This window comes from Hallella mizrahii, from assembly GCF_009695775.1.
GTDB lineage: Bacteria > Bacteroidota > Bacteroidia > Bacteroidales > Bacteroidaceae > Prevotella > Prevotella mizrahii.
In genome coordinates this window covers 26018-50952 of sequence record NZ_VUNG01000007.1, presented here as the reverse complement: position 1 = coordinate 50952, position 24935 = coordinate 26018, and the positions used below count along the sequence as shown (strand labels likewise).

At 50.2% G+C, this 24935-nt stretch carries 16 protein-coding genes and 3 tRNA genes; 16 read left to right on the top strand and 3 right to left on the bottom strand.

Annotated features, from left to right (window positions below; genetic code table 11):
- Positions 1-261: 261 nt before the first annotated feature.
- Positions 262-1269 carry a single stranded DNA-binding domain-containing protein gene (locus FYJ73_RS04685; RefSeq protein WP_154533553.1) on the bottom strand — a complete coding sequence of 336 codons (1008 nt, stop codon included), beginning with the start codon at positions 1267-1269 and terminating at the stop codon, positions 262-264.
- Positions 1270-1630: 361 nt separating this feature from the next.
- Positions 1631-3337 (bottom strand): helix-turn-helix domain-containing protein, encoded by a 1707-nt coding sequence (locus FYJ73_RS04680; RefSeq protein WP_154533552.1) that lies wholly within the window; start codon positions 3335-3337, stop codon positions 1631-1633.
- A 277-nt stretch (positions 3338-3614) separates the two neighbouring features.
- Between FYJ73_RS04680 and FYJ73_RS04675 the strand changes: the two genes are divergently transcribed.
- The 7 genes from FYJ73_RS04675 to FYJ73_RS04645 are packed head-to-tail and all read left to right on the top strand — an operon-like array spanning position 3615 to position 13286.
- Positions 3615-4220 carry a DUF3575 domain-containing protein gene (locus tag FYJ73_RS04675; RefSeq protein WP_154533551.1) on the top strand — a complete coding sequence of 202 codons (606 nt, stop codon included), beginning with the start codon at positions 3615-3617 and terminating at the stop codon, positions 4218-4220.
- A gap of 18 nt (positions 4221-4238) precedes the next feature.
- Positions 4239-5309 (top strand): DUF3868 domain-containing protein, encoded by a 1071-nt coding sequence (locus FYJ73_RS04670; RefSeq protein ID WP_154533550.1) that lies wholly within the window; start codon positions 4239-4241, stop codon positions 5307-5309.
- Between the two features lie 50 nt (positions 5310-5359).
- Positions 5360-6850, top strand: coding sequence for an Mfa1 family fimbria major subunit (locus FYJ73_RS04665; protein WP_154533549.1), 1491 nt, complete (start codon positions 5360-5362; stop codon positions 6848-6850).
- Positions 6851-6872: 22 nt separating this feature from the next.
- Positions 6873-7898, top strand: a complete 1026-nt coding sequence (locus FYJ73_RS04660) for a FimB/Mfa2 family fimbrial subunit (protein WP_154533548.1) — start codon at positions 6873-6875, stop codon at positions 7896-7898.
- A gap of 16 nt (positions 7899-7914) precedes the next feature.
- On the top strand, positions 7915-9561 hold the full coding sequence (locus tag FYJ73_RS04655) for a hypothetical protein (RefSeq protein ID WP_154533547.1): 1647 nt from the start codon (positions 7915-7917) through the stop codon (positions 9559-9561).
- A gap of 26 nt (positions 9562-9587) precedes the next feature.
- Entirely contained in the window at positions 9588-11567 is a 1980-nt protein-coding gene (fimD, locus tag FYJ73_RS04650) for a fimbrial tip adhesin FimD (RefSeq protein WP_154533546.1), read from the top strand.
- Positions 11568-11588: 21 nt separating this feature from the next.
- Positions 11589-13286 (top strand): hypothetical protein, encoded by a 1698-nt coding sequence (locus FYJ73_RS04645; protein WP_154533545.1) that lies wholly within the window; start codon positions 11589-11591, stop codon positions 13284-13286.
- Between the two features lie 33 nt (positions 13287-13319).
- On the opposite strand, the gene FYJ73_RS04640 is transcribed toward FYJ73_RS04645, so the two are convergent.
- Positions 13320-16022 carry a glycoside hydrolase family 2 protein gene (locus FYJ73_RS04640; RefSeq protein WP_154533544.1) on the bottom strand — a complete coding sequence of 901 codons (2703 nt, stop codon included), beginning with the start codon at positions 16020-16022 and terminating at the stop codon, positions 13320-13322.
- Between the two features lie 748 nt (positions 16023-16770).
- Between FYJ73_RS04640 and FYJ73_RS04635 the strand changes: the two genes are divergently transcribed.
- From FYJ73_RS04635 to FYJ73_RS04595, 9 genes are all read left to right on the top strand, one after another.
- A complete protein-coding gene (locus FYJ73_RS04635) occupies positions 16771-17049 on the top strand; it encodes a LysO family transporter (RefSeq protein WP_154533543.1) in 279 nt (92 codons plus the stop codon).
- The gene (locus FYJ73_RS04630; protein ID WP_154533542.1) at positions 17046-17648 is read left to right on the top strand and encodes a LysO family transporter; all 603 of its coding nucleotides are present in this window, start codon (positions 17046-17048) and stop codon (positions 17646-17648) included. The genes FYJ73_RS04635 and FYJ73_RS04630 overlap by 4 nt, the downstream gene beginning before the upstream one ends.
- 1317 nt (positions 17649-18965) lie before the next feature.
- On the top strand, positions 18966-19223 hold the full coding sequence (locus FYJ73_RS04625) for a hypothetical protein (RefSeq protein ID WP_154533541.1): 258 nt from the start codon (positions 18966-18968) through the stop codon (positions 19221-19223).
- Positions 19224-20685: 1462 nt separating this feature from the next.
- Positions 20686-21351 (top strand): ParA family protein, encoded by a 666-nt coding sequence (locus FYJ73_RS04620; RefSeq protein WP_154533540.1) that lies wholly within the window; start codon positions 20686-20688, stop codon positions 21349-21351.
- 244 nt (positions 21352-21595) lie between these two features.
- A complete protein-coding gene (locus tag FYJ73_RS04615; RefSeq protein WP_154533539.1) occupies positions 21596-22369 on the top strand; it encodes a hypothetical protein in 774 nt (257 codons plus the stop codon).
- Positions 22370-22716: 347 nt separating this feature from the next.
- Positions 22717-22805 (top strand) — tRNA-Ser (locus tag FYJ73_RS04610).
- Between the two features lie 20 nt (positions 22806-22825).
- A tRNA-Glu gene (locus tag FYJ73_RS04605) sits at positions 22826-22897 on the top strand.
- A 49-nt stretch (positions 22898-22946) separates the two neighbouring features.
- Positions 22947-23018, top strand: a tRNA-Glu gene (locus tag FYJ73_RS04600).
- A gap of 581 nt (positions 23019-23599) precedes the next feature.
- Positions 23600-23902: a GxxExxY protein gene (locus FYJ73_RS04595; protein ID WP_154533538.1), complete on the top strand. Its 303-nt coding sequence runs from the start codon at positions 23600-23602 to the stop codon at positions 23900-23902.
- The last annotated feature ends 1033 nt before the right edge of the window (positions 23903-24935 follow it).

The window sequence follows — 24935 nt, the reverse complement described above, 5'->3', positions numbered from 1 at the left end:
GGGAGGAGCCTCACCCCCTACCCCCCCTCTCCAAAGGGAGAGGGGGAGCAAGTTACCTTCAAGGGGTGATGGTGCAACCGATTAGGACAGGCAATGTCATAAGATCAGAAACAAGAATCCCCTTACACCATGCGCTCAACACGCTGGTGTAAGGGGATTTCTTTATTGTTGTGCTCTCCTTAGACCCTAAAACCTCTTCACATATCGACAGCACGGGTGTATTGCTGTCCTCCCCCCTCGGGGGGAGCTAGAGGGGGGGCATTACTTCACCACGATCTTCTTTCCGTTCTCGATCACTACGCCCTTGTAGTTGGCACCAACCTTCTGACCGGCGAGGTTGTAGCGGACAGCCTTGGCAGCAGAAGTCTGGATCTTGGAGATACCGGTGGTAGATCCATTCAAAGAATAGAGGTAGCAACCGCGATCAAGTTCGTATTTACCACTAAAAGAAGTGAGCTTTCCATAGATAACCACTTTGTCACCTGTCTTCACTGCATCTGCAGCAGTAAAATCAGTATTACCGAAGCTCTTGCAACTATAAGCTTCAAAAGCATTCTCTTTTTCTACCTGACCATCGTCACTGATGTAGATATTCAGTTCCTTATACTGCTCAAATGGATTTGAATCAACATTTGACACGATACCTTTGACGTAAACGAAGTCGTCCAAGCCTTTGCCCGCATCAAACAACTCTTTAGCCTTAGCTACTGTGTAAGCAGTCTCCGGCGTGTTCTTGATGCTTACAGGCGCTGGTGCTGTACCTTTCTTCCAAATCATGATCTTCGATACCTGGGTGTTGTTGTCATTCGTCACCTTCAAAGTGTAGATAGTACCAGCTTTCTGCGAAGCATCTGCGATCTTGTACTCATGCGTACCCTTTGCACCTGTTGTCTCCGTGCTCACTGCATTTCCATCAACGAAGATGTTCTGAGTAGTCTTTCCAGAAGCACTAGATGCACCGACGATGTCAATTCGCTCCACGTCAAAATCAAAAGCAGGAAGAGTCAGCGTTGCGTCTTTCTTTCCAAAAATAAGATATCCTGAGTCTTTGTTAGTATTGAACTTATAACCACTATTTGCTGCTTCAAGCGTAATGGTATAAGTACCGTTCGTAAACGACTGCTTATCCTTAGCATATTTCGTTGGTAATTTCCAAGCAGCATTGGAAGTAAAGTCCAAAGTGACGGCAGGCTGAGCATCCTGAGCGAAGCCCATGTTGCTGACCATTGCCAGCAGTGCCACGAAAGTTAAGCGTAGAATTTTGTTCATAGACAATTGTATTTTAAAGTGTTAATAAATAAATTATATAGATATGGATATAACATATATGTTGCTACACGATGCAAAGATACTAAAAAAAACAAGACGATACAACAGGCAAATATGAATTTTTGGTTACGACGGATTTCTTCTCCATCTCCCGCATATAAACGTCTCCATCTCCCGCATATAAAAAAGAAACGATCATCCATACCGCGAGAGCTGTTTTTCTCTCTTCAGCCTTTATTCATCATCCATCATGCGCAAGCCGTTTATCATCATCCATCATATAGTACCCGCTTATCACGTATCTCACTCCCCTCTCCTTTGGAGACGAGGCTAGGGAGTGAGCCGGGAGAGGGCATATGCTTTACCTGCTCGCTTCCCTTTGCTTGTTGATGTGGAGACACAGCCGGCGGTATTCCGTGGGAGTGAACTTATATTTCTTTTTAAACTGCCGGTAGAAGGTGCGGAGCGTATTGAAGCCCGCCTCGTCCGCAATGTATTGCAGCACGTAGTCTGTCGTCTCCAGCAACAGGCACGCATAACGCAGGCGCAACTCCGTGACAATATCCGCCACTGAGGTATGCTGCCGCTCGAGGAGTTGGTTGATCTCGTCCAGGCTCATCCCCATCGGTTTCTCCAACCACGAGGCTTCAAAGTCGGCTTGGCGATAAAGGTTGTCACGCGACAGCACCGCCGAGACACGGTCGCGGATGTCCCCCACCACCACAGGCTCTGCGCTCTGTTTCACGGTGCGGTTCACTGCCTTTTTGACGTGCCGATAGAGATAATGAGAGTCGTGCATCAGCCGATGGTGAAGATAAATCAACAGTACGATGGCCAGCAGACAGATCACGATACTTCCGCTCATCACCCATTTCCTCAGATGGAAGAGTTCAAGATCCCTTCTCAAACTCGTCACCTCGCGATGAATGCTGTCGCTCACAAGGGCATAGCTCTGCCGCGCTTCCATGACATCCTCACCATAGCTTCTGAGCACCCCAAGCACGGCGAGACTCTTCTGGTGGTCTCCCTCATGGGTATAGATCTCTATAAGGCTCTCACACACTGGCCTCATCTCCGACGATGTGCTGCCCATGTTGCAAGTCACAAAATTCTCTCCCAAGGCCACGGCCTCCTTGGGCGGCATCTCTCTCAGCGTGCAGTAGATACCGAGCAGACGTCCTGTGACCTGATCGCTATGAGGATAGACGCGGAGCAGTGCCAGAGCCTTGTCAGCCACCTGCAAGGCTTTCTGCCGCTGGCCCAGTGCCGCATAAGCCTGTCCGAGCCGCACGATGAGGTCGAGCCGATAGATATCATAGCCCTGAGCATCGGTGACACCATCGCCACCGCGCCGCTGTTCTCCATCGAGAGCGGCAAGCACCTTGGGGATATAGGTCGCCGCCTGAGCGTATTTCTTATTGTCGAGATAGATGTCGGCCTCCAGCCGGTCAAGCATATGTCCGAAGATATGGCAGTTGTCCTTGGAACTCGGATAGCGCTGTTGCAGTTTCTGCATGTCGCCGCGCGCCTTTTTCAACGCCTTCAGCACGCACGAGACATGATGGGGCTTCAATTCGCAGAGAATCTGGTAATAGTCACACTCCAACAGGCTGTAGACCCTGCTCTCGGGAGAGAGCGCATCGTCGCTGGCTTCGGTGACGGCACGGCGCAGCTTCCAAAAGGTGTCGGAAAGACGGCCATAGTCGCCCAAGGCATGCTCCACGGCACACTGCAGGCTCATACCCCTCACCCATACATCCAGCTTACCTCTCCCTCCCATGCGCTGCAGGGCCATGGCATGCTGAAAAGCCTCATTGTAGTGGAAGTTGTAAAGACACACGTGACCCGCCACATACTCGTAACGCTCACGCGTACAGCCCCGCCACCGTGTCTGGACCAAACGGTGGTAGGCGGCACCCAGCAACTGATAGGCCCGCTCAGGCTCTTTGACATAGAGTTTGTCAATAAATTCAATATCCAAACTATCCACCGTTTTTCCTGTGGCAGCAGACGCCATCATGGCAAAAATGAGCTCTATGATAGCTATGATGACTCGATGAGAATTCATATATATATCGCGTTTAGGTTTTCTCGTACTGATGGCAAGGTGACACCCTTTAAATAAAGGGGAATGACACACTGCTGTCACCTTTCTGTGGCAAAGATAAGATATTTTACAAAATCATGCAACTATTTCGCATAAATCTTACTATTAAAAAATGTATTAATGTCACAACAACTGTTAGACAGTGTCACCAAGTGACACGCCTTTGTCACCATCTGTTTAAAGTTTCTTTCCTATCTTTGCCGCAGAAAATCTCTGGTTTCATCAAACAGCAAATGATATGAACACATCCTCTCTCACCCTCAAGACAAGGAGGCTGCTGGCCTTGCTGACACTGCTGACGTTAGCGGTTCACACCCATGCGCAGCGCGTGGCCGTAAAGAGCAACCTCGTCTATGATGTCACCACGACCTTCAACTTAGGTGTGGAACTCTCTCTTGCTCCGAAATGGACTCTCGACGTGTCGGGCAACTACAATCCATGGACGTTTTCCGACAACAAGAAGTGGAAGCACTGGTTTGTGCAGCCTGAGGCTCGCTATTGGTTCTGCAACAAGATGATGGGGTCGTTTGTAGGCTTCCACGCCATCGGCGGACAATATAATATAGGCGGCCTCAATGCCAACTTCTCCTTCTTGGGCATTGACTTCTCAGAACTCAAGCACCACCGCTTCGAAGGATGGGCAGTAGGAGCTGGCATCGCCTACGGTTATGCCTGGCCACTGTCTCGCCACTGGAACATGGAGGCAGAGATCGGCATCGGCTACGCCTTCTCGCGACACGACAAGTTTGAATGTGAGAAATGCGGCGAGAAAGTCGAGACCAACACACCCCACCACTATGTAGGCCCCACCAAGGCCGCCCTCAACTTAGTGTATGTCTTTTAGCCATAGGAGGACCAAAACATGAAAAGCTACATCATCTCCGGCACAATCAGACGTGCCTTCGCAGCAGCCCTGCTCCTCGTGGCCTACGGCACGGGAGCCCAGGCCCAACAGCTCGCCGGCGGACAGGTGGATGTCCACAGCAAGCAGGTCACACGACAAGGCAACAAGGTCCACGTCGCCATTGACCTCAACATGGACAAACTGATGCTCAAAAGCAACAAAGGACTGGTGCTCACCCCTATGCTCGCCAACGGCAGCGACACTCTAAGGATGCCGCCCGTCGAGATCATGGGCCACAAACGATATATCTATTATCTGCGCAACAAACGATCTGCCACGCCAAACCCGATGACCGTCAGGCAGAGAATCAACGGCGTAGACCAGACGGTGAACTATCTCTACGAGACTGACTTCCAAAAATGGATGGAACGCTCGCAATTGCTCATCGCCGAAGGCACATGCGGATGCGACCAGACGCTCATCGCCGACAATCGTCTCACCGGAGCCGGACAGTGGCTGGAACCCGACAAACCTGTCGTCATGCCCAAACCGAAAACCAAAGAGGTAAAGACCTACAATGTCACGGGAGTGGCACGCCTCGCCTTCCCGGTCAACAAAGGTGACATACAGGCCGACATGGGCAACAACCGCGAGGAACTCGCCAAAATCGACAAGACCATCTCACAGGTGCGCAACGACACTACGATGAAGATCACCTCTATCCTCATCCACGGCTACGCCTCACCCGACGGCAACTATGCCAACAACGAGCGACTCGCCCTCATGCGCGCAAAGGCTATCACCGACTACATCACCAAGGTCTATCATGTCGATCCCAACATCGTCACCACCAACTCCACGGCCGAAGACTGGCAAGGCCTCAGCGACTGGCTTGAGCACAACGACATGCCACAAAAAGCCATCGTGCAAAATATCCTCACCGGAAGCCTCTCGCCCGATGAGAAAGAGCGCGCCATCGCCGCTAAGGCCGGCGAAGCCCACCGCTACCTCATCAAACAGGTCTATCCCACCCTGCGACGCACTGAATACACCATATTTTATGTCTACAAGCGCGAGACAGAAAAATAGACATTCCGTACATAATCATATTTCAAACCCTTTAAAACACACTTAAGCTTATGAAAACGATCCATTATCTGTTCACGGCAATGCTTGCCCTATCGGCATGCGCCTCTTTCACTGCATGCAGCAGTGACGACACTACCGACAGCGCCCCGACTCCGCAGACCGCGGATGGTTTCTACATGACCCTTACCATCAAGGGCACCGAGGCCAACGGCACCAACGCCAAGGCTACACGTACCGCGGTGCAAGAACCCACAGAGGCGGCCACCGCCGACGAGAGCACCGTCAACAGCGGCACGCTCTACCTCTTCAGCGGTGTTGTTGGCTCCGGAACGTTGGCCTACAAGAAGACTATCAGTACCGCCGAGTGGAACGACGCCAAGGTGCCCGCACAAGGACAGGACGGCTCCATCACGGTGAAACTACCCATCAAGAACGTCACCGTCGGCACCTCCTATAGGGTCTACTTCCTCGCCAACGGCAAAGGTGTTGAGGACGATCCCGGCAACAGCACCATCGAAGCCGGAGATGTAAAGTTTGTCAATAGCTATGCCAAGCCCGGAGAGTTCATCATGTTCAGCCAGAACGATCCCGGACACCTTGCCAACCAGTACACCGTGACCTTTACCGAAGAGAACAAGAACAAGGATAAGCCAGCTACGCTGTCCAGTCCCATTCTCATCGAGCGCGCCGTAGCTCGTATCGATGTACCGACAAACGAAGCTACCAACCTCACGGAGCCTTCGGCTGAAGACCTCGCCAATATGACCACGCAGCAGAAGGAGGCGCTTCAGGACGCTCGCGACAATGTCAAGAGCATCACCCTGGAAAAGTATGCCATCTCCAACCTCTCCAAAAAGACTTATATCATGCAGCATTGGTCGGACAATGGATACCTCACCCTCCCCACCAACAGCTTAGGCTACTGGCAGACCTTTGATGAGTTTGGCACAGCGACAAGACAGGACAACCCCGACTTCTTCAAGGCAGTCACCGGTGCCTCTGCTGACTATGTCTTCGAGAACACGACGTCTCTCAACAATGACGCTACGGCTATGTACTTCCAGTACAAGGTGGAGCTGAAGTCCTACGAGAAAGCCGACTTCACCGACGGCACCTTCTATCGCTACGACGGCAAGATCTTCACCCGTCTGGCCGACATCATCGAAAGCAACGAGTATGGCAACAACCCCTTCGGCAAGACCGCTGATGAAGTGCTCTCAGAGGATCTGCAACGCACCGACGGCAAGCTCGGTGCCAACGAGGCTGCCCTCGAGGCCTTCCGCAACGCTCACAACATCCAGATATTCCCGCAAGGAATGGTCTACTACCGCCAGCTCATCCAGGACACACACTACACACGGGAAAACTGGTTCTCCATCCTGCGCAACACCATCTACAGACTCAACGTCAAGAGCATTTGGAATATCGGGGCTGACGTGCCCAATGGCGACAACGGCAAGGAGACAGAATTCTACTATCTCAAAGTAGAGGTATCTGTCAATCCTTGGGTCCTCAATACGCAAAACGTGATATTGAAATAAGAAACCTTAAATACCAACTGTTATGTACATCGACTGGCACAAAACATTTCTCTGCGCAGCCATGGCGCTGCTCTCACTGTCATCATGCGTCAAGGACGACATGGACGACTGCCCGGCAAGCAAGGTGTCGATCCAGTTTAACTATACCTATAACCTGAAGGATGCCGATGCCTTCTCGACAAGGGTAAGAAATGTCAACGTGTACGTGTTCGATGGCAACGGGAAATATCTCATGAAGCAGTGTCAGTCGGCGGAGCAGTTCGCCGCCGACTACACCATGGACTTCACTGGGCTGGAGCCTGGTAAGTATACCTTCGCCTGCATGGCACGCGGCAAGCAGGAGAGCGAGATCACCAACACCGATAAGGAGTTCCTGTTCTCTCAGCTCACACGTTCTGCCTCAGGCGTCGACGACCTCAACGCCTCGATCAACGCCCCTGTCAACGACTACGAGTTTACACCTCTCTTCAGCGGACACACCACGGTGGAATACAACGGACGCAGCATCACCGACACGATCTGTCTGAAAAAATGGACCAACCGATACCGTGTCGTCCTCATCCCATACTCCAGCAACATGGACGGCTTCGATGTCGAAAACTTCGACGTGCGTATTACTGGCATCGCCAACACCCTCGACATCAATGGCAAGAGCGTCGGTACCGGCAACATCATCTACACGCCCTACCGGTCTACACTCATCACCAACGAAAGCAACGAGGCCAACGTCAACGGACAACCGGTCGACAAGGCACTGGTCTACGACCTGAAGTCTTCGCGCCTCTTTGAGAATCATCCCGAACAGCGCATCATCATCACCGACAAACGCACCGGACGGGAACTCTTCAACCACTCGCTGCCATGGCTCATGGCTCTGTACAACGGATCGCTGAGAAACCTGCAATGGGGTGATCAGGAATATCTCGACCGACAGGACAACTACTTCCTGACGTTCTACGTCGCCAACCCGTCAACAGATTTCTATCTCTCGGCCAAGGTCAAGATCAACGACTGGGTCGTCAACCTGCAAGAAGTCGGACTAAAATAAATAAGGAGGACACACCATGAAGTACAACACGCGAAAACTTTTCCGCCACACCGTCAGGGCGTTTGCCCTGACCCTCGTGGCCATCGCCGCCGCGTCGTGCATCAACGATGATGTCCTGACCGACACGGAGGGCGAAAACAGCACCTATCTCCACCTCAACTTCTACACCCAGGAACCCACCGTGACAAGGGCCGTGGACAACAACAGCGAGGCCAGCCCCACCGCGGAAAGCTACATCCACAGCCTGCGCGTCTGGGCTTTCCGTGCCGGTAACGGGGCCGCTGACTTGCCCATCGGATACAAGGAAGAGACCGTCAGCGGAGAAACCACACAGCACACGCTGAGCATGACACTGCCGCCAAAAGTGGCGGGAATGAGCTACAACGGACTGGACCTATTCATCCTCGCTAATTCCGAAAGCCTGGAAACGCTCAAAGCTGCCGACGGCTCAAACATGAGCCTCACACGCGCCGAACTGCAAAACGCACAGATCAGACAGCGATTCGCCATCACCGACGACGGAAAACCGCAGGCCACCGAGATTCCGTCATCGGGACTGCCGCTCTCGCGGGCTGTGACAAGCATCCACCTGGATGATCATATCTCTACTTCTCCGACCGAGGCAGCCGCCAAAGGCATTGAGGTGGCTTTGGTCCGGGCAGTGTCAAAACTCCACTTCTTTGTGGCTCGCAAAGCCAACGCTGGTACAGAGCGCGCACACATCACACGCATCGTCATCGACAGACAACTGCTGCCGGACTATAGCTATGTCTTCCCCGACGCCACGCCCTACGCACAGACAAAGACCACAGGACTTGTTGCCACAGGATACACCTCGGAAACCAGACGCCTTGATGCCACGATCACCCTCGGAGCTATCGACAACGCACAAATCCCCGAAGTCGACGACCCCACCGACCTGGAACGCGGTGACGACGAAGACGCCATGCACTACATTGCCCGGCTGCAAACCGCGGGACTCTACTCGCAAGACAGAGTCTACCTGCGCGAAACCGACAAAGCTCTCACCGGCATGATCTACTACAAGATCGACGCTGACTCGCGTGAGCGCGGCGTGCCCTTCACCATTCCCGCCGACAAGACCGCAGCAGCACGCAACCACGAGCTCCTCGTCTATGCCTACTTCCTTGAGGGCGGCAACCTGCACGTCAAACCCGTCGTCATGGACTGGTACGACGGTTCCTCGGTCGATTACAGCAACCGCATTGAGGTGAAAATCTCACGCGGAGCCTACAAACTCTCTGAAGAAAACGGCAAACCAGCGGTGGCTATCGCCTATCAGGCCAACGGTGCGCCAAGCATGTCACCGGTCATCACCGTGGAAAAACTCATGACCAGCGGACTGGAATGGACGATACAGACCGACAACCCGGCGTTTGCCTTCTACAAAGACGGCACCGTCTCGGAAAAAATCACAGGCAACGGCACTACGGCATCCTTCGCTTTCCAACTCGTCGCACGGCAACCCATCGACATGGTGAACCCGCACAACCGCGATGCAAAAGTGTTTCTCGTCATTCCGGAATTGGGAAACATCAAGGCTGTCATCAATGAGGGCGACGGCAAACTGGAAGGTACACCCTATGAGATCGACTTCCGTCAGGTCACTCCCGACGACTATCAGAAGCTAAAGGAAAAGTAACAACCCGATAAAAAACCACAACCACTATGGCAACGTTTGACAAACATCTCCTCCATACCGTCGGCACAATGGCGCTCGCCGCACTGTTAGGCGGATGCGCAGCCGACGACATGCCCGCATCCTCCGGCGAGGCTTTGCGTCTCAGTCCACAGATAGAGAATGCCGCTGCGGTGACACGGGCGTCTACTGCTTCCGATGAGAGCCTGAACGAAACGGCTATCGAACACCTCGACGTGATCATCTACAACACCAACAACGGTGTGATGCAAAAAAGACTCACGGGCGTGCAGACCGGACAAGCCAACCTGCTCGTCACCGGAGACTGGAAAAGCATCATGCCGGAAGGAAGTCGCCTCAAGGTATATGCCATCGCTAACGCCACGCAGCAACCCGCAACGGGCATCGACGAAAAGGCACTCGGCGCACTCGAGCAGCAGGACGTGGACATCTACAAGCCCTACGACACCACGGAAAACAACGGTAAGACGTTCCTCATGAGCGGCTCGACAGACTACACCGTCACCACACGGGCTGACCAGACCATCGACGTGCAGCTTGAAAGGGCCGCCGCAAAATTGGTCGTCAACCTGAACGTGGACTTACCAGGATATGAGATCGGCACTCCATCATGGCGCGTGGACAACTTCAATACCAACACGCACGTCTTCAAACCCACCGACGACGAAACCACCGCTGACGTCAGCACCCGACCCTACAACAGCATCGTGACAAAGACTGTCACAAACCAATACCGCATCAACACCTACAGCTACGCACAGACATGGGACGGACACAACTACGCTCCCATGATCCTACTGCGCCTGCCACTGACCAAGGATGCCACTACCACAATCTACTACTATCGCATCCCTCTCGTCGGAAAGTCTGTCACAGAGATCAAGCGCAACCATCTCTATGAGGCCAACGTCACCATCGCCACGCTCGGCAGCAGCACGGAACTCACCAATGAGACTCCACTGCAAGCCACATACGCCATATTGCCATGGACAGTGCACACGACAAACATCAACGCTGACAAGCAGCACTACCTCATGGTCACCGAGGACTTCCTGGTCATGCACAACATCAGCATGGACAACTCCATACAGTTCTTTGCCTCGGACTACTGCTCCTACACGATCGACGCGGTGTACTACTACGACAAGAACGGCAATAAAATCAACATTCCCAGCTACAGCGCACAGTATCCCACCATCTCCGGCGTCGCGGGAAACAAAGACGGAAAAATAGCCATCAACTCACGAGTGCCTGACAACCTGACAGTGAAGTTTATCAAGTTCACCATCAAGAGCGGCAACCTCAGCAAGACGCTGACCATCAAACAATATCCCTTGGAGTTTGCACAGAATATCACGGGATGGTACTCGTCGAGAAGCACAAACGGCTGGATCACACCCAACAACCAAAGGGGGAAGACTTACCGTGACTATCGGATTGGCTGGACCAACAACTATGGATATTACGCAAAATATTATGCTGACGGTTATGTACGTTATTTAGGCGGATATGACAATGGAGACGATGTCAACGGCCTTACAAACAACCGCATGTATGTCATCCAGGTGAAAAGCACCAACGGCAAGTACAGCATCGGTCATCCAAAGCTTGCCTCCGACGGCTCTTCCCAGGACCAGGTCGTCTCGCCCGCCTTCATGATCGCCTCGCAGCTCGGAGCAGTGAATTCTTCAGGGTTCGATGCCACCAAAGCCCTCAAGCATTGCGAGACCTACCGCGAAGTCGGCACCGACGGCACCGTCTACGACGGATGGCGACTGCCCACCAACAAAGAGGTGAACATCATCATCGACTACCAAGGCGACAGCAACTCACCCATCGATGTAGTGCTTGCCGGCAGCCACTACCGTACGCTGAGCAAGGAGAGACAGGCAACAGGCATCAGCGGTGACAACAATGGAAATTTTGTACGATGCGTCCGCGACCTGACACCCGCCGAGATTGAGAGACTGGAACAGCAGAAAGATTAACCACGCAAAAAACCAACGAAGATGAAGCAACTCATAAGACTCACAGGACTCCTCGTCCTCGTACTGCTCACGGCCTGCACGGCCGACAGAATCGCCGACGACACGACAACAAGACCAGAGTCCAACACGACGAAGATGACATTCACCGTCGCTGTGCCCGACTATGCTCTTGAGACACGCGCCGCCGTGAAAGGAGTTGAGGGCATCGACGACAACACGTTGGAAATACTCTGCTTCGACAGCGACGGCTTCTACCTCGGACTCGGTGAGGAAATATCCAACGAGGCCAACACCTCCGGCGACACACGACAATATCGACTCTCGGCACTTGTTCCCAACGCCACGGCACGCATCCACTTCCTTGCCAACAGTGGCATTGACTACCAGGCGTCGTGGATCGGTATGCACGAAAACACGCTGATGACCGCCATGGTCAGCAACGCCGAAAAAAACCAAAAGGTGGTATACTGGGGATATGTCAAGAAAGAATCGCCGGAAGCCTTAAAGTCTTTTATGACCGACAGCCCGGCCAATGTCGTCTATATGCTCCGCGACCGCGCCAAGATCACGGTCGCAGCCGACGATGACGCCCACATCAGCAACATCCTGCTCACCGTGGTCAACGGCGAGGGTGTGGGCTCCATGGCTCCCTTTGACCGGGAGACGCTCGCCTTTCCACAAATCACAAAAAACTGGCAGGCCGCGGCCATCACCCTGCCTACGGCGACACAGACCATCAATGGCACCGAGGAAGACTTGGCAGACGTGGCATACACCTTTGAATCGAAAAACAGCAGCGACAATCCGGTAAAGGCCATCCTCAAGGTGACATACAACGACGGCACGGTGCGATATCACCAGGTGTTGCTGGAAAACGACGACCACGAGCCATACCTCATCAAGCGCAACCACGAATACCACATACTCATCAGCAAACTCGAAGAGTCCCTCGGCTACGACTCCTTCGAGGGGGCCGTATCCGGTACGGCGGCCAACAACCCGTGGATTGCCGTGGCAGACATCGTCCCGGAGATCACCAACGGCACCTATACGCTCGCCATCAAACAGGGCACGTCCGTCGTCGTGCAGTCGGGATCGAGGGCAGAGATCCTCTTCTCCTATAACCTCAACGGATCTGTCGGCTCAGACCTGTCGCCCTCTGACTTCTACGTGACGTGGCTCAAAAACGAAGCGGTTTCGCCCGACACGCAGCCTTCACTGACATACAACAGCTCCACAGGAGAGGGAAAGGTATCCTTCGCCCTCGCCGCCATCACCAACAACCTCAAGGAAGCTGCTCTGCGACTGATCGACAAAAAGCACGGCATGAGCCGGAAAATCAACATCTACAGCATCAAGGAGTTTGGATATACCTACCACTTCCCAACGACAATGAACTCACAAGACATCGCCACGGCGACACTGACCTTCACCGTTCCTGACAACTATCCCGTGGAACTGCTGCCCGTGGAGCTGCGCATTGCCTCCAACGACATCAACCCTAAGGACTGTGGCGTGGAGGTGGGCTCCACAACAGAGATCAGTGGAGGAGAAGACTGGAACTGCTGGTTTGTCTATAAAGCCTACACAACCGGCACGCACACGATCACAATGCAGAATGTACGCGACAACAGTGCCAACGCTACCGGTCACTTCTATTTCAAGGCGCCTTATTATCATCAAGGTGAGCCCGTGGAGGTTACCTTCACATACAAATAACTGTATGCTCTGGCTTAATAAGGATCCAAGAGCTTAGTACTGCGTGGTGTTGAACAGCTGGTTGAGCCTTCCCTCTTTGACGTTGCCCGTCAGCAGGCTGTGCAGCTCGCTCCATGAGAAGGAGGCGGCTGGCGAGAATGCCGGGGAATGCATATAGCGAAGCAGCGACAGATAGAAGGCACGGCCCTCGGGATGAGCGGCGGCTTGCTCGAGGTCGCTCATGCACACCAGCAAAGAGCCACGACCCACACGGAACTCACAGACCAGACCAAGACGATGGTTACGCTCAATGTTGTCGATGACCTGCACCATGGGGCGGTAAGCGGTCGGCAGGTTATCGAGAATCAGCGGCCGCGAATCCTTGATGACCGGGAACCACTGCCAGTTGGTATGGCTCTCGGTGGCAAAGCTGTTGAAGAGCGGATGGCTGGGATCGGTGAGGATGCCCAGTGTGCCCGGCGAAACTGGCTTATGATTGTTCTCACAAATCGTCTTGAACATACGATAGTTCCAATAGTCGGTGATGAAGAGCGGCCCTACGGTATTCTTCAGTGCTGTGGTGTCGGGCATCCACAGCACGCGCGCTCCCTGCTGCAAGCGCTTGACCATGGCGTCATTCATCTGCCGGGTGATGAGAATACCCTTTTTCGCTTGCTCTAAATCATCATTAGGATAGCACCAAAGCTGGTAGCTGTTGCGATAGTCTGTACCCTTAATAGCCAAAGACAGCTGCAGACTCGTACGCTGCCAGCCCTCTCCTATCGCCGCACGGACACGTCGCAGCACCTCTGCCACACTCGTCCGTGGCAGTGTCCCCACACGGATCAGACCTTCATCGTCGGGCAGTGTCAGCGAGCCTTCCATGCCGATGGGCTGAGCGGCGGCGGCCTGGGGATCAAGAGCCTCCAACGTCCATCGCAAGGTCTTCCCCACTAATTTCTGCCCCGAATAGTTGGCGACCTCTACGTCCAACCTCAGCGTGTCACCCTCTTCCCAACACAGACTGTCGGCGACAAGCAGAGGCACGACAGGGGCACACCACTGCCGCCATCGCCCGGGGGTGACCAGACCCTTGTCGTGCAGGTTGGCATCGAGCACACCCACGTAGGCACTGCCCTGACCGGGATAGTCCTGGAGGTCGAGCAACTGAAAGCCTGCCATATTGCGCGTGCGCAGATCCATCTCTATGTCGGCCTTATAGAGTTCCACTGCCCATGCTCCGCTGGCCCGGTGAAACGCTGCCATCTGGTCGAGCATGCCGGCACGGGCAAGCCGCTGACGGAACACACGCATGTTGTAAGGCCGCAACACACCACAGTACTCTGGTATCTCACGGTCGAAATCGGGGTAAGACTGAAACTGTCCCGTCTCATGGCTGATGACGGGAACAGAGGCCGTGTCACAAGCCGCGTCAAAGTTCATCGAGGTATTTGGCCGCCGGTGGTTGAGTAGTCCACCGTCAGCAGCATCAGCAAAGCTGAACGAGCCTCGCGTATGCGTGCCGTATGTGCCCCATGCCTCACCGCCGAGACGGCAGGTGGTGACATAGTCCATGCCAGGCTGAATGCCCTTGTAACCCAAATAATAGTTAGAGCCGAAGGTGAAAAGAATCTGTGGTGCCACCCGCCGGAAGTCGTCGACAAAGCGACGCATCGCCGTCACAGAGCCCCACAGCTCGTTGCCCAAGGCCATCATGACGAACGACGGATGACGACCATATTCCTTCAGAATGTTTATGCCCTCTTTGTGCAGAAACGTCATCAGAAGCGAGTCTTTCTCATTGAAGTCGCCCCAGAACGGCAACTCGAGCTGCAGATAGACATGCAGACTGTCAGCAGCGACAAAAGCAGCCTCAGGCGGACACCAGGAGTGGAAGCGCACGTGGTTGATGCCGTAGGCGGTGAGCAGACGCAGATAGGCGAACCACGACGCCGTGTCCATCGGCACATGTCCCGTCTGCGGCCATACGCAGGCGTCGTGCTTGCCGCGCAGAAACACCATCTTGCCATGGTCGTAGAAATGATGTCCGTCGGTTGTCAGCCGGGGACGGACACTCGCTGATGCCGTACGCCCGTATGTGGCCTCTGCCCTACTGCCCTGCCCCACTCCATTCTCTTCCTGACGCATATCATCGGCCCAAAGCTCCATCCTGCCGATGATGCCGTTCCAATTGGTCTGTGTGTCTTCGGTATAGGCGTGGGAAGATGCATACAGCTGCGACGGCACGCCCCGGCTGTTGTCCACCACGATGGTCAGCAGATGGCGTCCCGCCTTCACCCGTCGGGGCAGCACATAGCGCTGTGGCGTGGAGATGTCGTTGCACGAGTCGAGAAGCAGGCCGTCGAGGTAGATCCACGTCGGCTTGGTGCGCTCCAAGAACAGCGTGAGGCGACGGTGCTTCCACGTCTTCGGCACGTCGATATAGCGACTGTATGCTGCCGCACCCTTGTAGCTGTAAGCTCTTGTCAGGTGCGTAGTCTCGGTGGTGTCGTCAGGTGCGTCGCCGAGACGGTTGGTATCTGTCGTACCGGGAAGCCTGACCGCCACGCTACGTCCGTCAGCAAGCTTCACCATCCACGTTCCACTGATGTCGATGATGTCTTGCCGAGCATGGAGACTGAGGGGCACAGACAAGGTGAAAGCGAAGAGCAGCAACATACGCAGCAAGGCTGTCGCCTTCCTCTGTCGAAGAAAAGACTTCAGCAAACAGTGTGAAGCACAGCGAGTATTTCTCATAGATGTCGTTAGGTATTGCGTCATGGGTTGGAAGCGTTGAGGTCAAATCACTGCAAACTTACGGTTTTATTTTATGTTATAACCCGAAGATCTTAATAATTTTTGTTAATGAGAAAAAATCTCTTCTGAAAGTTTAGCCTTATCGCTTTGTATTGTAACGATTCACCGGATATAGGCCGAGAGGCAGAAAAAATACAAACACAACGCAGCAAAAGTCTACTTCTAACGAATCACCACTTACTAACTTCTCCAGCAGTAGTGACATCATCCACCGTAGGGGCGGGGTTCATCCCCGCCCTAACCCCGCAGTTCAGAGGCACGGGTGACAATGTAGGGGCGGGGTTCATCCCCGCCCTAACCCCCTTGTCTGTAATATTCTCACACTGAGAACACTGAGTAAACCCCGCCCTACGGCAGATGACATTAACATCGTTCTTATGGTATTGCCCTGTTAACGGTGCGGTGAAGCCGTAGGGGCGGGGTTCATCCCCGCCCTAACCCCCTTGTCTGTAATATTCTCACACTGAGAACACTGAGTAAACCCCGCCCCTACTTTAGATGACATTAACATCGTTTTAACGGTGCGGTGAAGCCGTTAACAGGGTACAACCACCCAAACGATGTGGATGCTATCTGCCGAAAGGAATTCGCTGATTAGCTACCTTGTAGTATCACCGTTATGTGCCCCCACATGACGGAAAGAAAGAAAAAATGTGTAACTTTGCAAACAGACAAACCATAAGGAGCTATGCTACAGATTATGCTGATGATGGTGTGCGGTATCATCATAGGTCGCACACTACGACACCGAAAGCTAAGGTGGCTGTCACCATTGACGACAGTTCTCATTTGGATCCTACTGTTTCTCTTAGGACTGGAGGTAGGCGGTGATCAGACCATCCTTCACAGTATCAGCCGTTTGGGAAAGGATGCTCTTCTGCTCGCGGCAGGTGGTGCCGTAGGATCCGCGGTGGCAGCGAATAGGTTATGGCACTATGCTGGCAAGTCGAAAGGAGGGCAGGAATGAAAGGCAGTCTCATCATCATCGCTTTTTTCATTCTTGGCACTGTCTGCGGCCTGCTGCATCTCGTGCCATCCCAGCTCACCCAAGGCAACACGAGTTACTTCGCTCTCTGTGCCCTGATCTTTTGCGTAGGCATCAGCATCGGCAACGACTCCAGTGTCTTGCAAACGCTCCGGCATACCAACCCACGGCTGCTGCTTCTGCCGCTCTGCACATTCGTAGGCACGATGGCAGGCTGCCTCGCCGTCAGCCTGTTGACGTCCACACACCGGCTCACCGACTGTCTGGCCATTGGTTCCGGCTTCGGCTATTACTCGCTCTCCAGCATTTTCATCACCCAATACCGCGGTGCGGCACTCGGCACAGTGGCCCTGCTTGCCAATATCGCCAGAGAACTCATCACCCTGCTCGCCTCTCCCCTACTCGTCCGGTGGTTTGGTCCCCTGGCACCCATCAGTGTAGGAGGCGCCACTTCGATGGATACCACACTGCCGATCATCTCACGCTACAGTGGCAAAGACCTCGTCACGCTCTCCGTATTCCATGGCTTCTGCATGGATTTCAGCGTCCCCTTCCTTGTCACCTTCTTCTGCGAGATATAAACAACAGCCGATACAATACACGACCGCACGGAAAAGAGAAAAGAAAATCATGGTCATGCTTATGCTCCCCAAGGAGCAATGGGTCTAAAGCTATGGGGTAGTCTTGTGAGCAAGCTCGCCGCCTACCCCATAGCTTTAGACCCACACCTTTGGTGTCAAGCCTGACCATGACGAAAATCGCTAACGCGTAAAATTGCCCCTTGGGCATAAAATCCTGCGGCCGAAAGATAGTCCATAGCGTCTTGAAAGTCTGCTATGCTGCTTGTGTTCTGTTGGGCGGTATCATATTTTATGCGCTTATGCGCAATTTATTATTTTATTTTATGCGCCTTGGCGCAATTTATTTTATGCGCTTATGCGCAATTTTATGCCAAGGCAATTTTCGTCATAGGCTGGCTTTTACCTCGTCAGGGGTGGTGTGGAAGTGATGGGGCAGACTGCGAGCTTGCTCGCAAAGGCTGCCCCATCACTTACACACCATAGCTCCATCGGGAGCTTAAGCCTGCCTATGACTATTTTCCTTGAGTTATGGACCTAAGTTATGGACCTGAATTATGGGCCTCTCTAACCAATTATGAACAGATCGGCCCACGGGAAATATCCAGTGCGCCGAATATTCCCGCTGATTTTTTCTCACGGATTAAACAGATCCCACTCAAGTGCATTCATGCACTACATAATAGCATCTGAATAGAAATCTGCGAGATCTGCGAAATATGCGTGGGAATATCCACGCTGAATATTTCTTTCCCACGCTGATTACGCAGATTACGCAGATCTATAGTGCATTCATGCACTACATAATAATATCTGATTAGAAAATCTGCGAGATCCGCGGAATCTGCGTGGGGAATATTCAAACATGTGGCACGGGGGGAGAATGATTACCGACAAGGGGGTTAGGGCGGGGATAAACCCCGCCCCTACCCCCACCACTTCAAACGGATTTAGGAGCGGAGACATTTCCCCGCAATTCAGTGTCAAGGGTGACAATGTAGGGGCGGGGTTCATCCCCGCCCTAACCCCGCAAAAGATATAAAAAACGACGCACTGGATATTTTCCGTGGAATCATAGTGAGAGGAAATATAAATCTTTATGCTGCCATTATCGCTTTGGCATTTTCAAACGGCAAAGAGACATACATCACTGATGTGTCGCCGGAGACATCAAGACCTTCCCGACCACAGAATAAACCCTCACACCAAAAGCCCAAACCATTCCCCTTTACAATCGCCACCCACACGCAATCATTCAGCTTTATCTAAAGATAAAGCAGGAAAAACAGCCAAAATGCCCATCTTCACTTCTAAAACACAATGAAAACAGAACACGTTTTTTTTGCGTCAACCCCAGTAAATAAAGGGAAAGACAAAAGAAAAACAGCCATGAGAATTGAAAAAAATCCAGCGAACGGCCATCTGGTCGAAATATCGCGAAAAATAGAAGGTGCGGAATTTGTAAAAGATAATCAGCAACCTACTAATTTGTCGCACTTCCCCAACAGGAGCCCCCGTCAAAACCTTACTAATTTGTCGCAGAGAAACATAAAGATATTGTATATCAACATATTATAGCCATCAAATAAAAGCAAAGCAACAATACCGCAAAGATACATCGATCAAGAAAAGAGCGCAATAGAGGCAGAATACGTAAAACAAAACTCACGATCACAGAAACAGTTTCCCTATATGTCGCCAACAGTCTCCCTATATGTCGCAGACATTGCAAACATGTTACTAATATGTCGCAGAGACCTTACTAATATGTCGCAGAGACCTTACTAATATGTCGCACCACCTTACTAATATGTCGTCAAACAACCGTGTAACTAATTGATTTAAAGGGTTATACAGCGTCCTACTAATCAATGATACTAAAAGATCTCTAAAGATAGTCTACCTTTTTGAAGTTTTCAAAATTAAATTTTTCTTTTGATATACATCCGTCTACGCAATTGTTTATCCATTTATCTGTATGCATCACTATTTATATATTCATTTACGCATACCTCCTTTTATATATTCCTTTATCAATAGCAATATATATCTATTTCTTTATTCTTTAGCGTATACACTCATACATTTATTTGTCTTTAGCTTTAAATATATTATTAATTCTATATATACATATATAAGATACTATTTATATTAGTATATTTATATCGTAAAATATATCTATATACGTATTTATAAATATATAAAACTTTCTATTAAAGTATATCTATATATAAATAATGATTTATATTATCACGTATATAAACAATCTAATATAGTTCTATTTCTATATATTTCTAGACATACAATGTTTTATATAAACATATATTCGCTTTTATCCATACTTATTTTTCTATATCCCGACCAGTTTTTCCATTATCTTTCTTGATTCTGATCTTATGGACTTTCGATGAAATCGACGCGTATTATTGTTATTGTTCCCCTACTCCATTCTGGAAATCTTTTATTTAACTCCTTAAATGATAGACAATTGTAAATTATGTAAACAATTAAAGAAATATATACATAAATATATAAAAAATAGAAACCACCTCTTTTTTTCAACGAATTCATCGATACCAGCTGCTCTTTTTTTATGTAGTGTATATTTAGTTATTGATTTGCTTATAAGTCTTTTTATATGTCTATTTAAATATATACAAATATCTATATATGATTATGTAGCAATATAAAGATAGATCTATTTATGTACATGTATACAAATATAAAAGTATAAAGAAACCTATGTGTATATATGTATATAATTTAAAACATAAAAACATCTATATATATCTGTATCTTTAAATGAATGTTTTTATATATCTATATGCTTAAATACCTTTATTCTTATATTTAAAAGTATTAAAACTTAAAGGTATATTTGTCTATATCATTTTTTATTCTTATATTTGCAACTGTAAATCAGTGGATGTGTGGATATGTTTTTATTTACTTATATATGTATAGGTTTATATGTTCATATACCGCCCTACTCCACTATTTATATACTTAGATATTTGAATAGATAAACGAATAGATAAAGATGAAAAATAAAAAGATAGTCTTCGCTAACCAAAAAGGTGGTGTCGGCAAGTCCACCCTCTGTATCCTCTTTGCCAACTATCTGGCATGGAAGAAGCAGGATGTATGTATCATCGATACCGACTTGCAGAAAACCATCATGATGCAGCGAAAGAAAGATTGTGAGCTCTACCCCGACACCGATGAGCCTTACAATGTACAGGATTTCGACGTGGCAGATCCTGAAACCATGCAGCAGCTTATGGATTCAGCTTCCCAGACCGAAGGCTATGTGCTTTTCGATTCACCGGGTAATGTCTCAGAGGACGGACTTGTTCCGATGTTCACCAATGCCGATTACATCATCTGTCCTTACGAGTACGAGGAGAAGACCCTCGACTCCACCGGCATGTTTGTGCAGGTGATCAATGCCCTGCGTAAGCTGACGCCTGAGATGCAAGCCAAACTCTTTTTCGTGCCGAACCGTATTGACGTGCGTATCGGAACGACGGACGAACTGAAGATGTGGAAGCAGACGGATGCCATCTTCAAACAATTGGGTGCTGTGACGCCCCGCATCACAGCCCGTGCCGCACTGAAGCGTATCAACACGTTCGAGATTACCCCCTCTCAGCGCGATGCCGTACGTCCTGCTTTCGAGTTTATCATCCGCAGAATCAAGGAATAACGCTTCAGAGACAAACAATAAAAATATTTAGAGACTGATATAAACACATTATTATATATAAGCATACTTGTTTCTTTGTTCTATTCTTTTATATATTTATGTATAACTGAATATGTATAAAATAAACCATTGGAAATCTGTATGTTACATAGTATGTTTTTATATTTGTTCCTTTATATTTTTATATAATATATAAGTATATTGAATTAAACATCTAAACAATTAAATATATAAAGATATAAATATGGCTAAGAAGAAAACATCAGTCTTGCTTCCCGGCAGCATCTCTGATCTTGTGAAAGGTCTCCAGAGTGGAGCACAGCCGAATCAAAATAGTCGTGAGCAACAGGGCGACGAGGCGCGGGAAGAGCAGCACCAGCGCGAAGAGACAGTGCAGGCTGAGAGCGAGGAGACGGCTGAGCAGACTGCTACGGATCAGGTGGAGTCTGCTGCTGTGGATGAGCGTCCGCTCTCCCCTACTCCGGATTCTGCAGACAGCAATGGTTATCAGCAGGCTGAGAGCGCGGAGGAGCGTGGTGACGATACCTCTGCGGTGCATGAAGACCGTTACCATCACGACGACCAGCCTGTGGAGCAGCCTTCTCAGCGCAATGGCGTGATCCGTCCGGCAAACGTGCGCAATGGTGTGCAGCCATCGCGTTCAGCATCAACTGCTTACATGCAAGGTGCGACAAATAGGGAGGATGTTCAGTCGCGTCGAGGACGCCGTCCTAAGTCAGAGGCTGGCGCTGAGCGTGAGTATCATGTGACGCGCGACGACAGCAGGGATTCCTGGCAGCTCTTCCTCGACTTGGCTCATGACTACAAGGTAGGGGGTGGAAAGCTGGCAACGATCTATATCGACGAGACGCTGAAAAACGTGCTCGACCGCCTGAAGTATGCCGGTGACGAGAAATTGCCGACTTCCGCCATTCTTTCGTCCATCGTGGCGCGTTTCTTCTACGACCACGAGAAGGATATCAAGGATGTGCTCTTCAAGAACACGTTGCCTTGGTAGTCTGCCTTAGCCCCGGCTTGCGGTTGGGTGCTGCTGATTCTTTCTTGGCGTTTCGGATCCGCCTGTGTTCTCCTTTATATATATGGTGAGTCAGCATAGGCGGCCATTCTGCACAGCGGTGAAGCGCGGCATCCTTCCGTCCATTGTTCCGTGTCAACGAGTACCAGGCTGGCATCCATCGACGGCAGAGAGACCATCGAGGCACTGTAACGACACCAGAATCAAGGTGATTTTGAGGATTATACAGGCTTTAGTAATAAAAAGTTTAGTAAAAGTTTGGTGGAACAAAATAAAAGTATTACCTTTGCACCGCATTTGGAAAATGCTGTAAGTTGTTTACCAACTTTGGAAGTTTGGGTGAGTGGCTGAAACCAGCAGTTTGCTAAACTGCCGTGCGCTTTTTCGCGTACCGGGGGTTCGAATCCCCCAGCTTCCGCAAGGTTTATACCTTCAACCGGTCGGTTCATCTAACGGTTAGGATACAAGATTCTCAATCTTGGCATAAGAGTTCGATTCTCTTACCGACTACTTCATTAGCCTCTCCGCCTCGTACAGAGAGGATTTTTTATCGCTTAACGGTCGGTTCATCTAACGGTTAGGATACAAGATTCTCAATCTTGGCATAAGAGTTCGATTCTCTTACCGACTACTTTTCCCCGTCTTTTTCCTGACTTCATCACATCTTTGGCTGGATAAAGTGTCATCATTGATTATCAGTTAGTTATAAGCTTATTTCAGCAATTGATGGTGACGCAATTACGAATTATGGAATGATATCCCTCCTTAACAGCCCGGCAGACAGTCAATGTCTTTGTCCTGACTCATATTGCCTTGCCATCTCCAGATGATACGAAAAAAGAAAATCATGTACAGGCTTACGCTCCATGAGGAGCTCTGAGTCTCAACCAGCGGGATAGCCTTACGAGCAAGTTCGACGGCTATCCCACTGGTTGAGACTCACCCCTTTCGGGGTCAAAGCCTGTACATGAAGAAAATTGCCAAGGCATAAAATTGCGCATAGCGCATAAAATATAGCGGCTGAATAGTCGTTTGTAAGTAAAACGTAAAAGTAAAACGCGGTACATGAATGATTTGTCTATTTCCCGTTCTCTCCTCGACCCTGATCTTCATCAGTCCCTCATTCAATATGTTTATGGCATTATTGGCTGTATGCAATATGTCCACAGACAATTGGGACCCGGAATGCCGGAATATATCTACTAGGAGGCTTTGTGCAGAAAATTGGTTAAAGAAAAATTTGATGCAAGGAAGGAGTTCATATATCATCCGTTTTTCGACGGAGAACAACTCGAAAGCTACATCAAGATGGATATGGTCGTGATAATGCCCCGTGGCAATGTCATCATAGAGTGCAAGTCCATCAAGGCTATCACGAACAAAGAGCAATTTCAGACGTTTGGTTATCTTCGCGGCACATCGTTTCCAATAGCCATTCTGGTGAACTTCGGTACATGGCCCAAAGCACAGATAGAGCGTTATTATTACCACGACGATATCATCAGGGCTTTCTAAAATAATTGTGAGCAGATTTAGGGGGGGACTGAATATTTTATGCGCTCTGCGCAATTTTACGCGATAGCGATTTTCGTCACGGGCAGGCTTTGTCCCCCGCTTTGTGTAGGGGGGTGGTGCTGAGGTGATGGGGGCAGCCGACGAGCTTGCTCGTAAGGCTGTCCCCATCACCTCAGCACCATAGCTCCATGGGGAGCTAAAGTCTGTACGCGACTATTTTCCAAAAACTTATTCTCGATTCAAGGTGACGCATTGACGAAGTTAGGATAATATTTTACAAAAAGTAAAAAGCCTTGTCAACGAAAATAAATAAAATAGAAAGTGGAGTAGGGGACAGCAAGTGGAAAATGATGGAAAAAGGTGCAAAAGAGAGGGCAACAACCGGCGCTTTGGTTCAATTTCGGTGAGATGAGTCAGTCATCTCACTGAGATGAGGTGGTCATCTTACCGAGATGAAGAGGTCATCTCACTGAGATGTGCAGGTCATCTCATTGAGATGACAAGGTAAAAGTCCGTTTTTTGAGTGTAAGAAAAAGCTCTCAAAGATGGTTGTGTTTATAATAGGCTGATAAACAGAAACTTACTTATTTTGCCTAAAAATCCGTTCTTTTCATGCTACTTCTTGTCTCGCTTCCAAAGAATCGATTCTCAGCGAGGGTTTGAGATAAAAAATATTAACCTTCTTGATGGTAATCATTCCATCCTCGTTATATCTTTTGCGGGGTTATGACGATAATCATTTCACCCCCGTGCACATGGCTTTTATATCTTTTGCGGGGTTAGGGCGGGGATCATTCCACCCTCATTATATCTTTTGCGGGGTTAGGGCGGGGATCATTCCACCCTCATTATATCTTTTGCGGGGTTAGGGCGGGGATGAACCCCGCCCCTACGAACCCACCCTGGTATTGCTGTCATCCACCGTAGGGGCGGGGTTTATCCCCGCCCTAACCCTCTTGTCGGTAATCATTCTCCCCCCGTGCCACATGTTTTTATGACGCACTGGATATTTTCCGTGGGCCGATATGTTCAT